This is a genomic window from Exiguobacterium sp. SH0S2 (assembly GCF_004337185.1).
In the GTDB taxonomy this organism is placed as follows: domain Bacteria; phylum Bacillota; class Bacilli; order Exiguobacteriales; family Exiguobacteriaceae; genus Exiguobacterium; species Exiguobacterium aurantiacum_A.
On sequence record NZ_SJVB01000005.1, the window covers coordinates 62,723 to 75,343 of the forward strand.

Annotated in this window: 12 protein-coding genes; 4 read left to right on the forward strand and 8 right to left on the reverse strand. The window is 52.6% G+C overall.

What is annotated here, in order from left to right; all coding sequences use genetic code 11:
- Positions 1 to 75 precede the first annotated feature (75 nt).
- Together EVJ21_RS12560 and EVJ21_RS12565 are read left to right on the forward strand one after the other, a co-directional pair.
- A complete protein-coding gene (locus tag EVJ21_RS12560; RefSeq protein ID WP_070328916.1) occupies positions 76 to 777 on the forward strand; it encodes a lysophospholipid acyltransferase family protein in 702 nt (233 codons plus the stop codon).
- Positions 774 to 2,663: an ABC-F family ATP-binding cassette domain-containing protein gene (locus EVJ21_RS12565; RefSeq protein ID WP_131465683.1), complete on the forward strand. Its 1,890-nt coding sequence runs from the start codon at positions 774 to 776 to the stop codon at positions 2,661 to 2,663. The genes EVJ21_RS12560 and EVJ21_RS12565 overlap by 4 nt, the downstream gene beginning before the upstream one ends.
- A gap of 18 nt (positions 2,664 to 2,681) precedes the next feature.
- Here EVJ21_RS12565 and EVJ21_RS12570 read toward each other — a convergent pair whose 3' ends face one another.
- The 6 genes from EVJ21_RS12570 to EVJ21_RS12595 all read right to left on the reverse strand — a co-directional run bounded on the left by EVJ21_RS12570 (position 2,682) and on the right by EVJ21_RS12595 (position 6,746).
- Positions 2,682 to 3,227 carry a GNAT family N-acetyltransferase gene (locus EVJ21_RS12570; protein ID WP_131490639.1) on the reverse strand — a complete coding sequence of 182 codons (546 nt, stop codon included), beginning with the start codon at positions 3,225 to 3,227 and terminating at the stop codon, positions 2,682 to 2,684.
- 22 nt (positions 3,228 to 3,249) lie between these two features.
- On the reverse strand, positions 3,250 to 3,882 hold the full coding sequence (locus EVJ21_RS12575; protein WP_070328913.1) for a response regulator: 633 nt from the start codon (positions 3,880 to 3,882) through the stop codon (positions 3,250 to 3,252).
- Positions 3,879 to 4,907, reverse strand: coding sequence for a sensor histidine kinase (locus tag EVJ21_RS12580; protein WP_016508424.1), 1,029 nt, complete (start codon positions 4,905 to 4,907; stop codon positions 3,879 to 3,881). Before EVJ21_RS12580 ends, EVJ21_RS12575 begins: the two co-directional genes overlap by 4 nt.
- Positions 4,904 to 5,596: a cell wall-active antibiotics response protein LiaF gene (liaF, locus tag EVJ21_RS12585; protein ID WP_070328912.1), complete on the reverse strand. Its 693-nt coding sequence runs from the start codon at positions 5,594 to 5,596 to the stop codon at positions 4,904 to 4,906. Before liaF ends, EVJ21_RS12580 begins: the two co-directional genes overlap by 4 nt.
- An 86-nt stretch (positions 5,597 to 5,682) precedes the next feature.
- Positions 5,683 to 6,339 carry a PspA/IM30 family protein gene (locus EVJ21_RS12590; protein ID WP_071399150.1) on the reverse strand — a complete coding sequence of 219 codons (657 nt, stop codon included), beginning with the start codon at positions 6,337 to 6,339 and terminating at the stop codon, positions 5,683 to 5,685.
- Positions 6,340 to 6,362: 23 nt separating this feature from the next.
- Complete coding sequence (locus tag EVJ21_RS12595; protein WP_016508398.1) at positions 6,363 to 6,746, reverse strand: lmo0954 family membrane protein; 384 nt, start codon at positions 6,744 to 6,746, stop codon at positions 6,363 to 6,365.
- 244 nt (positions 6,747 to 6,990) lie between these two features.
- Between EVJ21_RS12595 and rsgA the strand changes: the two genes are divergently transcribed.
- Both rsgA and EVJ21_RS12605 read left to right on the forward strand, forming a co-directional pair.
- Positions 6,991 to 7,959: a ribosome small subunit-dependent GTPase A gene (gene rsgA, locus EVJ21_RS12600; protein ID WP_236633745.1), complete on the forward strand. Its 969-nt coding sequence runs from the start codon at positions 6,991 to 6,993 to the stop codon at positions 7,957 to 7,959.
- Positions 7,960 to 8,166: 207 nt separating this feature from the next.
- Positions 8,167 to 9,393: an NAD(P)-dependent malic enzyme gene (locus EVJ21_RS12605; RefSeq protein WP_131465687.1), complete on the forward strand. Its 1,227-nt coding sequence runs from the start codon at positions 8,167 to 8,169 to the stop codon at positions 9,391 to 9,393.
- 40 nt (positions 9,394 to 9,433) lie between these two features.
- On the opposite strand, the gene pflA is transcribed toward EVJ21_RS12605, so the two are convergent.
- Positions 9,434 to 10,150, reverse strand: coding sequence for a pyruvate formate-lyase-activating protein (gene pflA, locus EVJ21_RS12610; RefSeq protein ID WP_070328909.1), 717 nt, complete (start codon positions 10,148 to 10,150; stop codon positions 9,434 to 9,436).
- Positions 10,151 to 10,206: 56 nt separating this feature from the next.
- Positions 10,207 to 12,453, reverse strand: coding sequence for a formate C-acetyltransferase (gene pflB / locus EVJ21_RS12615; RefSeq protein WP_131490640.1), 2,247 nt, complete (start codon positions 12,451 to 12,453; stop codon positions 10,207 to 10,209).
- Positions 12,454 to 12,621: the final 168 nt, after the last annotated feature.

Below are 12,621 nucleotides of genomic sequence, written 5' to 3' on the forward strand. Positions count from 1 at the left end.
AAGAGTCAGATTCTCTGTGTGAGAAGAAGACTCTTTCTTGCTGTTTGGCTCTATTTTGAAAAGGAGATTGATACTATGTTACGCACCGCCATTTGGTTTTTCTCGTTCTTCGCCGTCTTGCCCGTCTTGCTTCCGTTTTATCCGAAAGCAAAACGACTCGACGTACCGGCACGATACGATTACGTTCAAAAAATCGCCTACAACTGGGCCAGCTTCTTATTGAAAGTGGCCGGAGCCCGAGTCCGTGTGCACGGACAAGAACATATTCCGAACGAACCGGTCGTCTACGTCGCTAACCACCAAGGAAACTTCGACATCCCGATCATGATCACGGCGACGAACCATCCGAAAGCGTTCATCTCAAAAATCGAAGTCAAAAAAATTCCGATGATCGCGGGTTGGATGGAATTGATGGGTTGTATCTTTATCGATCGCAGTGACCGCCGCCAATCCGTCAAAGCGATCCGCGCCGGTGTCGAGACGATCCAATCCGGACAGTCCATCATCATCTTCCCGGAAGGCACTCGTTCAAAAGGCGGGCCGATGAAAGAGTTTAAAGCCGGCAGCCTGACGCTCGCCACGTCGAGCGGAGCAAAAATCGTTCCGGTGGCGATCAACGGCAGCTATCACCTGCTCGAAATGAAAAACCGGATTAGACCAGGTATCGTCGATGTGACGTTTTTACCGGCTATCGACCCGGCTGACGTCTCGAATAAAGAATTGACAGCGAAAGTAGAAGCGATGATTCGCCAAGTCGTTGAAGGAGGTTCCAAATGAGTTTATTAACAATCGAAGGCATCCGTAAAGAGTTCGCCGATAAAGTCTTGTTTGACGACGTCACGATGACGATTCATCCCGGTAACCGGATTGGCGTCATCGGCGTCAACGGTTCTGGGAAATCGACGTTCTTAAAAATCATTGCCGGCGTCGAAACAGCAGACAAAGGCACGATGCAACATCCGAACGACTATCGGATTCGTTATTTGACGCAAACCGTTGATTTCGCTCCCGGTCAGACCATTTTAGACGCCTTGTTCACGAGCAACACTCCATCCGTCATGGCGTTAAAACAATACGAGCTCGCTCGCCAGGCACTCGAGGCGAACCCATCGAGCGAGCAATGGCTCGAACGTTTCATGAAAGCACAGCAAGCGGTCGATGCCGCTGATGCTTGGGAAACGGAAGCGAAGCTGAAGTCGATCTTGAATCGGCTCGGGTTACCTGATGTGTCGGCCGAGATCAGCTCCCTCTCCGGGGGCCAACAAAAACGGGTCGCGCTCGCTGCGGCCTTGCTCGACGAAGCCGATTTGCTCTTACTCGACGAGCCGACGAACGAACTTGACGCCGATACGATCGCTTGGCTCGAGACGGTTCTCGCTGACTATCGAGGCGCGATCTTGCTCATCACCCACGACCGTTATTTCTTGAACCGGGTGACGAACCATATTCTCGAGATTGCCGACGGCACGTCTTACTTTTATGACGGGAACTATGAACTGTTTCTCGAGAAGCGAGCCGAACGCAAAGCCCGCTCCCAGTCGATGGAACAAAAGCGGCAAAACATCTTGCGACGCGAGCTCGCTTGGCTGCGCCGCGGTGCCAAAGCCCGGACGACGAAACAGAAAGCCCGGATTCAACGTGTCGAGGGCTTAAAGCAGCAAGAGGCACTCGCCGAAGACGATGCGCTCGACGTATCGGTCGGTTCACGCCGGCTCGGAAAAAAAGTCATCGAAGTCGAACAGTTGTCGTTCCAGTATGCGGACACGCCGCTCATTCACGATTTCAGCTGGCTGTTCGGACGCCGGGAACGGTACGGCATCGTTGGACCGAACGGGAGCGGCAAGACGACGCTCATGAACTTGCTCGCCGGTCGCATCGAACCGACGTCAGGCACGGTCGTCCACGGTGAGACGGTTCACATCGGTTACTACGGTCAACAAGTCGAATTTGACGATACGACGCGACGGGTCATCGACGAGATCGAACGGATCGCCCAAGTCATCTACACACCGGACGGCGAGACGATCACCGCCGGTCAAATGCTCGAGCGTTTCTTGTTCACACCGGACGCCCAATATAAACCGATCAGTAAACTTTCCGGTGGCGAGAAACGGCGCCTTGTGTTGTTGCGGATTTTGATGGATGAGCCGAACGTCTTGTTCTTAGATGAGCCGACGAACGATCTCGATACGGAAACGTTGTCGGTTTTAGAGGACTACTTAGAGTCGTTCCCAGGAACCGTCATCGCCGTCAGTCACGACCGTTACTTCCTTGACCGTATCGCCGAGCAACTGATCGCCTTCGAAGAGGGGACGATCAACGTCTACCACGCCGAATATAGCGACTATCTGGCCGAGCTTCAAGACGAGGCACGGCAACTTAAAAAAGAACCGAAAGACAAGAAAGAACGCGCCAAAGCCGACGTCGTCAAATTTACTTTTAAAGAACAAAAAGAGTGGGAGACGATCGAGGAAGAGATCGCTACAACCGAACAGAAAATCGAAGCTGCAGAAGCGCGACTCGCCGATGCCGGTAGCGATCTCGGAAAAGTGAACGATCTTTACGCTGAAATCAGTACCCTCAAGCAAACACTCGAAGAAAAAATGGAGCGCTGGGAGTACTTGTCTGAAATCGATGAACAAATTCAAGCTCAGAAAAAATAAAAAAAGACGGATCACAATTTAACATTGTGGTCCGTCTTTTTTCGCTATGTAGCCGTATACGTACACGTCGTATGGTTGATTGCCTTGGCGCATATAGTGGCGCAGCGTTCCTTCACGAATGAAACCATTGCGTTCTAACAGTTGCTGCGAAGGGATATTTTCAGGATAGACGATAGCCCCGACTCGCTCGATGTCTGCGGAACACGCAGCAAACGTCAATGCCGCCTGCAATGCCTCTGTCGCGTAGCCGTTCCGCCAATAGCGCGGATGGATCTCATAACCGATCTCGGCACGTCGATGGCGCGGGGCGCGATTGTGGAATCCGATCGTCCCCATCAACTCGGGATGACCTTTCCTCATAATGCCCCAACGCATGATCGATCCGTCGGCAATCCCTTCTAGCATCCCGAATAGCATTTGTTCCGTCTGTTCAAGCGATTGATGCGGCTCCATCCCATAATGGCGCAACACGTCGACGTTTGAAAAAATCGTGAATAGACGCTCCGCATCGGTCGGTTGTAACTGCCGTAACTGCAGTCGTTCCGTTTCAATCGTTGGAATCATCCCGTTTCCCCCGTCCGAGTGATTATTTGTCCACTAAATTATGTTGAAACGCATAGACGACCGCTTGCGTCCGGTCATAGACGTCAAGCTTCGTCAAAATGTTCGAGACGTGCGTCTTCACCGTCTTCAATGAAATATATAATTCATCGGCGATGACTTGGTTCGCCTTGCCTTCGGCCATCAGTTGCAAAATCTCGCGTTCTCGCGCCGTCAAACTTTCATGAAGGGTCGTCTCCGGGTGCCGCAGACGTTCGAGCATCTTGCCGGTCACTTGTGCGGCCATGACCGGATTACCGGCTGCCGTCTGACGGATCGCGTCGGCGATTTCATTCGCATTTGCCGTCTTCAAGACGTAACTCATCGCACCGGCCTCGATGACCGGATACACTTTTTCATCGTCCAAAAAACTCGTCACGACTAAGATTTTCGCATCTTTCCAGCTCGCTTTAATACGCTTCGTCGACTCGACTCCGTCCACAGGTTCCATCACGAGGTCCATCAAGACGACGTCCGGTTTTTCAGCGATGGCGAGTTCCGCTCCGGTCGCCCCGTCCGACGCTTCCCCGACTACTTCAATGTCCGGCTGTGTCGACAGAAATGCCGAGACACCGGCCCGGACCATTTCATGATCATCAATCAATACGACTCGAATCATTCTAACCCCTCCACTTGTTGTTTCACACGCACTTCGATTTGTGTACCGACTCCAGGCACGCTGACGAGACGTAACGTCCCGCCGACTTCGGCCGTTCTCTCTCTTATCGATTGTAAGCCATATGAGGCGACTTGTGTATCCTCGACATTAAAACCGATCCCGTCGTCATTTATTTTCAAGATGACCGTCTGTTGGACGGTCCGCATTTCAATTTCGAGCCGCTTCGCTTTGGCATGCCTGAGCGTATTGCTGATCGCTTCTTGAACGATGCGGAACAACTCATTTTCCGTATGGCGTGACAATTTCACTTCCTCGAGACGCCAGATGAGCTCGGTCGATTGTTTGCGGGACAGTTCTTCTAACAGACGTTCAATCCCCGTCTTCAAGGTCATCCCTTCTAACTCGACGGGACGAAGCTGCAACAAGAGCGAACGCATCTCGGCCTGGGCGGTCTGTGCCATGACTTCGACTTGACCGATCTGTTTAGCGGCGAGTTCCGGTTTCGATTCGATCGTCTGCTTGACCGCTGTCGTCATCATCGAGATCGCGTATAGCTGTTGACTGACCGAGTCGTGCAGCTCACGGGCGACACGACGACGTTCTTCGACGACCGCCTCGCTTCGTGCCTCTTCGACACTGACCGGCCGATCGCCGACCCGTTTGGCGACCTCGATCATCTCCGTACGTTGTTTGCTGATACGGACAATCCGTTCGAGCGTGTCGCGATACGGCGATAACGGCCGGAACGTGATCTCTTTTTGATTCTCGAGCTTCCATAGGGCAATCGCCACTTCACGGAAATCCCGGCGCAAGTAAAAGTAAGACCCAACTCCGAATATGCTGCCGATCAAAACGGCGATGACAACGATAGACACACCGAAAGGCAACCCTTCTTCACGTGTAAATAAATCTCGGAGTGAAGTCGAGTCACCTATTAGAAATGCAATCGTCACGAATAACGCCGTCAGTAGACTGCTGAATAACTGGTGCCAGACGACCGTCCTTGGGTAAGAATCTTTCTTCATACGGTCATCACCTCGACGCTTCCGCTCATGAGCACGATATGAATCCGGACTTTTCGCGTCGCCGCTTGGTACTCATCAGACGCCGTATAAAAACGGCGGTTGAACACCGGTGAATAATTCGATTCATCGACTTGGATCTTGCCGAAACCGATTGAGGCGTCGATCGAGTAATCGTAACCGGCCGGGATGAGGATACGGATATCCCCGGCGAGTCCGTTCAAGAGCAAGAACGTCTCCCCTTCCGGAATGATGGCGCGCGATAAATCCATCTCGACGTCGCGTAGCAAAAAGAATTCATTCGTGTCTTGCAAGACGTAATGGCCCGACTCTTTCGTCCCGAACGAAAACGCCTGTTCTTGACGAATGTGCGACCGGAACCGATTCGACTCAAGCGGTCGATTTTTATACAAACGGTACCCGAACATGAGCAATAATCCTGATAAGACGAACCCGAACGCGGCCGAAGAAAAGATGAGTCCGACGAGCATCACACCACCGATCCCGTAAAAGATATAACTGACCGGCTGATTTCCTTTCCGGCTGAAGCGACGCCCGATATAAAGCAATAAGAGCGGCACAATCATGCTGAAGAGGACGCTGTTCCCACCCGTCACGATGTCGATAAATAGTCCGATGGCAAATAAAATAATCATGAAGCCGATAATTTGGCGTGTGTTCCAACGTTCCACTCTGCTTCCCCCTCCCTAACGATATGTACAATGAAGCAAAGAAGCGATGGCCCGAAAATACTCTGGACCATCGCTGAACCAGTGCGTCAGTCTTGTTTAAAGCGACGCTCAAGTTCTTTTAATTTTGCTTCGAAATCATCTTCGTCCGCCGCGTCGGTTTTTTCTTCGGCCGCAGGTTCTTCCTTCGTTGCGTCTTTCTTCTCTTCTTCTGTGAACGGATGCGACTTCGATGTGTCCGCTCCGAAGATTTGATCGAGCGCACCTTTCAACAAATCAAGGTTCTCACGCATCGCGAACTCGTAACGTTTGTTTTGCATCTCGTCGAGTTTGAGGCGCATCTCGAGGGCACGGCGCTCAAGGGCGTCAAGTTCACGACCGCCTTCGTCTAGCAAGCCTTCGAAGTAGCGATACTGTTCACCGTAATGTTTTGACTCGAGAGCAGCGCGTTCAGCCAACTTCTCTTCGCCGGCTTGTTTCGCGAGCTCTGTCTGTTCGTAGCGCTTGTCAGCCATCAATTTGGCATCGTCACGCTTCGTCGCGAGTTCGCCGAGCAACGCCTTCTGACGCTCGACGAGACGTTCGACCGACAACGCCTCTTTTTCAGCACCGCGGATGTGGCGGTTTAATTCGGCTTCCCCACTCGAGCGTGGCGCCTCTTTTTCTTGATACTTTTTCATTTCTTTTGAAAATTCTTTCGTCAACTCGTTAGCTAAATCACGAAACTGATCAAATGGTGTCTTCATCATAAAATCCTCCTTCTAAAAACTTAGCGACGGTTTACAAACTTTTGCCAGACTTGATCGAACGATTGGAAGCTGCTACGACTAGCACGCGACCCGTCCGCATTTAAAATCTCAACGTCCCGCTTTTGGTTGGCATACATCATATACCCTTTAAACAACATCCATGCCACCACAATTCCGATTAACGCCCAAATATTCGACAAAATCGTGATGATCCCGATCACGGCGAGTAAGCCGTAACCGATTTTTGCGCCGACATGCGTCACGGCCATGAATCTGACTCCAGCCCAAAGTGCTAAGAGCGCCCCCAAACCAAACATGATCATATTTGGTAAAAAGCCGATTAGGACGAGAACTAGAGAGATTGCCGCCACGATGAACAACACTTGCTTCACTTGGCGATTCATCTGTCATCCCTCCTCATTAAGTACACTCTTATCATAATACGCCATTTAAAAGATGGCGACGAGCGGAAGGCTTGTTTTCCCTCGGTCTGTAGACTGAGATGATAGCGTTATCAGAAAATGTGGTACAGTGAATGTATCGAACAATGAAAGGATGATGTTTTATGAGCACCTTACAAACAGCCGTATACACCTTGTCAGCCAACAGGAGGGCAGTTGTCCTCCACAACTAAAAGGAGGATTCGATTTGGATCACACAACAACGGGACGCGTCACAGCACAGTTCCAACATATGTACACGGTAACGACAGAGGACGCTGCTTTCACATGCGGGATATCGGGCAAATTTCGCCACGAGGCGATGAGCGAGCGCGACTATCCGGTCATCGGCGACTTCGTCGAGTTCACGATTCGCGAGCACGGTCAAGGTACGGTTCGACGTCTCCTTGAACGACGGACTGTTCTTTCACGGACAGCCGCCGGCAACGAGACGCGCGAACAACTGATCTGCGCGAACGTCGACTATATTTTAATCACGATGGCGGTCGGTCACGACTTCAACCTGCGCCGGCTCGAGCGTTACTCGCTCGCCGCCTGGGAGACGGGGGCGATACCGCTTATCGTCTTAACGAAGGCTGATCAAGTAACTGATGTGGCCCCACTCGTTCAAGACATCCAACTGACGACGCCAGGCATTGATGTCTTCCCGGTCAGCTCGATCACCGGCGACGGGGTCGAGGCATTGCGAACTGCACTGCCGAGCGGGAGCACGCTCGTCCTAGTCGGTTCGTCCGGCGTCGGGAAATCGACGCTGACAAACGCGCTTGCCGGGAAAACACTCGCCGAGACGCAAGCCGTCCGTGAAAGCGACGAGCGCGGTAAGCATACGACGACGCACCGCGAACTGTTCCGCGTCGACGACTTCTTCATCATCGACACGCCCGGCATGCGTGAGTTCGGTCTTTGGGACGGCGCCGATCATCTCGACGACACGTTCAGCGATATCGAGGAGTTGTCAGAACGATGCCGGTTCCGTGACTGCTCGCATCAAGCCGAACCCGGTTGTGCCGTTCGCGACGCGATTGCGACCGGTGCGCTCGATAAAAAACGGTATGCGAGTTACGTCAAACTCGAACGCGAGCTGCGTTACGCTGAAAAACGCCAAGCCGAAGCGGCACGACTAGCAGAAAAGAAACAGCGCAAAACAAGAGCATGAAATCAAAGGAGTTGCGGAATATCCGCGACTCTTTTTGTTTTCGTTTATGATTGGCACCAAATGTTAAGACCAATTCTACATATATGAACAATCGTTCAGAAATAATTGCGTCCATAGCAGGTAAAACGCTCGAAAGTAAGCGGTTTCTTCGATACAATGTAGTCGATTGTGACAGACAAAAAATCGTACGCACACAGGGAGAGAGTTATGAAAACATTGAACGAACGCGCACTCGAGATGCATGCTTTGCACCACGGTAAATTGGAAACGACACCAAAAGTCGACGTCGACACGACAGAAGCGCTCAGCCTCGCCTACTCACCGGGCGTCGCCGAACCGTGCCGCCGCATCGCTGAAAATAAAGAGCTGTCCTATGAATATACGTTGCGCGCCAACACGGTCGCCGTCGTCTCGGACGGAAGCGCCGTACTCGGGCTCGGCAACATCGGTCCGGAAGCGGCGTTGCCGGTCATGGAAGGCAAGGCCGTCCTGTTCAAAAGTTTCGCCGGGGTCGATGCGTTCCCGATTTGTTTAGACACACACAACGTCGATGAGATCGTGCGGACGGTCGAACTGCTCGCCCCGACGTTCGGCGCCGTCAACTTAGAAGACATCAAGGCACCCGAATGTTTTGAGATCGAGGCCCGGTTGAAGCAGACGCTCCCGATCCCGGTCTTCCATGACGATCAACACGGGACGGCCATCGTCGTCTTGGCCGGCCTCGTCAATGCACTCCGTTTAGTCGACAAAGCGATGCCTGAACTGCGTGTCGTCATGAACGGAGCCGGGGCCGCCGGAATCGCCATCGCCAAGCTGCTCAAGCGCTTCGGCGTAGAGGACCTCGTCATCTGTGATACGAAAGGTGCGATCTATGAAGGACGCGCCGACGGCATGAACCCGTTCAAAGACCAGATCGCCAAGGCAACGAACCGGAAGCTCCACGTCGGCACACTCTCAGACGTGCTCGAGGGGGCCGACGTCTTCATCGGTGTCTCGGCCGCAGGCGCCGTCACCGAGGACATGGTCCGCTCGATGGCCACAGATTCGATCATCTTCGCCCTCGCGAACCCGGTGCCGGAGATTATGCCGGATCTCGCGACTTCCGCTGGTGCCCGCATCGTCGCGACCGGTCGCTCGGACTTCGCCAACCAAGTGAACAACGTCCTCGCCTTCCCCGGTATTTTCCGTGGGGCGCTCGACGTCCGGGCGTCAGAGATCAACGAAGAGATGAAAGAAGCGGCCGTCCATGCGATCGCCGACTTGTTGACAGAGGACGACCTCGCGAACGGCATCGTCATCCCGAGCCCGTTCGACGAGCGGGTCGCACCGGCCGTCGCGATTGCCGTCGCGAAGACTGCTGTCGAGACCGGTGTCGCCAACCGTCCGCTCGACGAGGACGCCATTCGCCGCCACGTACGTGATAAGCGGCTATAACACGAAAAACTGCGCAGACCATAACGGTCTGCGCAGTTTTTTAGACTGTACCTTGTAAGATCCCTTCCGCCCACTCGACTTCTTCCGTCGTCGGTGGTTTGATGCCTTTTAACGGATAGTCGAGGCCGAGCGCCTCCCATTTATAGACGCCCATCTCGTGATACGGCAAGATTTCGACTTTCTCGACGTGGTCGAGTTTTTGAATGAACGCCGCCGTGCGCCGGAGCGCCCCTTCATCAAGCGTCCATTCCGGGACAAGGACGTGGCGAATCCACATTTTCGTTCCGCGCTCGGATAAGTGTTCAGCAAGCGCGAGCGTGTTGGCGTTGCTCCGTCCTGTCAGTTTCTTGCACATGTCGTCATCGATATGTTTAATATCGAGCAAGACGAGGTCGGTGTGGTCTAAGATGGCGTCAAGGTTAGGGGGACGGAGTGCACCCGACGTATCGAGCGTCGTGTGGAGCCCGTGTTTTTTCGCTTCACGCAACAGCGCTTCTAAAAACTCTGGTTGCGCGAGCGGATCGCCCCCTGAAATTGTGATGCCGCCTTTTGATGCTTCCATGAACGGACGATAGCTGAGCGCTTCTTGAATGACGTCCTCGGCCGAACGATGGTTATTCTTTTTAAAATCCCACGTATCAGCGTTGTGGCAATACAAGCAGCGAAGCGCACAACCTTGCAAAAAGACGATAAAACGAATTCCCGGGCCGTCAACGGTTCCAAACGATTCGACCGAGTGTACATATCCCATTGTCATCGAGATGACCTCCTAACGAATGAGCGGCCTTCAAGCGAAGGCCGCCAAGCCTTTACTTACAATGAACCGTGGAACGTCCGGTTGATGACGTCGATCTGTTGCTCGCGTGTCAACTTGATGAAGTTGACGGCGTAACCTGATACGCGGATCGTGAGCTGCGGATACTCTTCTGGATGTTCCATTGCGTCGAGCAACGTCTCACGGTTGAAGACGTTGACGTTCAAGTGGTGACCTTTGTGCTCGCCACCCATATAGCCGTCAAGAAGTGCCGCCAAGTTAAGTTCACGTGCGACGTCTTCTTTACCGAGTGCTTTCGGTACGATCGAGAACGTGTATGAGATACCGTCTTGCGCGTGTTCGAACGGAAGTTTAGCGACTGACGAGAGCGACGCTGCCGCTCCTTTCGTATCGCGGCCGTGCATCGGGTTCGCACCCGGTGCGAACGGCTCACCAGCACGACGGCCGTCCGGTGTATTACCTGTTTTCTTGCCGTAGACGACGTTCGACGTGATCGTCAAGACCGATTGCGTATGAAGCGCGTCGCGATACGTTTTGTGTTTCCGGACTTTTTCCATGAACAATTCTACGAGTTCGACAGCAATCGCGTCGACACGGTCATCGTTGTTTCCGAATTTCGGGAAGTCGCCTTCTGTTTCAAAGTCGACAGCGATGCCGAATTCATTCCGGACCGGTTTGACCGTCGCATATTTGATTGCTGACAAGCTGTCCGCCGTCACCGAAAGGCCAGCGATACCACAAGCCATCGTCCGTAAGATTTCAGGGTCGTGGAGCGCCATTTCAATCCGCTCGTACGCATATTTATCATGCATGAAGTGAATGACGTTGAGTGTGTTGACGTAAAGCTCTGCGAGCCAGTCGAGCGTCCGGTCGAAGTCAGCGTACACTTTGTCGTACGTGAGGACGTCTTCTGTGTTCATGTCCCAAGCCGGAGCGATTTGTTCGCCGCTCTTCTCATCGCGTCCACCGTTCATGCTGTAGAGGAGTGCTTTCGCCATATTGGCACGGGCACCGAAGAACTGCATCTGTTTGCCGATCTTCATCGGTGACACACAGCAGGCGATGCCGTAATCGTCACCGAACTCTGGAAGCATGAGGTCGTCGTTCTCGTATTGGATCGCCGACGTCTCAATTGACATCTTCGCGCAATATTGTTTGAATCCTTCCGGTAATTTCGTCGACCAAAGCACCGTCAAGTTCGGTTCTGGTGCCGGGCCGAGGTTTGTGAGCGAGTGAAGGAAACGGAACGAGCTCTTCGTGACGTTCGAACGGCCATCCTCACTCATCCCACCGATTGATTCCGTGACCCACGTTGGATCTCCAGAGAACAATTCGTTATAGTCAGGCGTCCGCAAGAATTTGACGATGCGGAGTTTCATGATGAAGTGATCAACGATTTCTTGGACGTCTGACTCTGTCAAACGGCCCGCCGCCATGTCACGCTCAGCGTACACGTCAAGGAATGTCGATACGCGTCCGAGAGACATCGCCGCACCGTTTTGTTCTTTGACAGCTGCAAGGTAAGCGAGATATACCCATTGATAGGCTTCTTGCGTCGTTTCAGCCGGGCGACCGAGGTCGAATCCGTAAGCAGCGCCGAGTTGTTTCAATTCTTGAAGGGCACGAAGCTGTTCAGACATCTCTTCCCGCGTCCGAATGTCTGCTTCCGAGAGGAAACCGCCATTGTTCGCCAAATCTTTTTTACGCTCGGCAATCAAGAAATCTAAACCGTACAAGGCAACGCGACGGTAGTCACCGATGATCCGGCCACGTCCGTATGCGTCTGGGAGACCTGTGATGATCCCTGACTTACGTGCCGCCCGCATCTCTGGTGTGTAGGCATCGAAAACACCTTGGTTGTGTGTTTTACGAATGTCTGAATAGATTTTTGTGATTTCAGGATTTGGTTCGAAGCCGTATGACTCGAGCGCGGCGTCGACCATGCGAATGCCGCCGTTCGGATGAATCGAGCGTTTGAACGGTTCGTCCGTTTGGACACCGACGACTTTTTCAAGGTCTTTATTTAAGTACCCAGGTCCGTGTGAGATGATTGTCGACGGCGTGTTTTGATCGACATCCCAAACGCCCCCGCGTTCCCGTTCTTCTTTCGTCAATTCCATCACTTGTCCCCAAAGACGATTCGTCGCCTCTGTCGGTCCGACTAAGAAACGGTCATCCCCTGTATACTCGTGGCGGTTCAAGCGGATAAATTCACCGACATTCACTTCGTTCGTCCACTGTCCAGGAACAAATCCTGACCAGGCTGATTTAATTTCAGTTGCCATTATGGTCACTCCTCATAGTTGAGATAACTGCCTGATTCCTTATAATATGAGTGTACGTGAAAACGTGAACAATATGTTTTACATTCTTGTGAAAGTTGTAACAATCTCATGAACATTGGTGTTACGCCGTTTTTGTAAGCGCTATTTTATCTGTTATAGTAGTTTTTC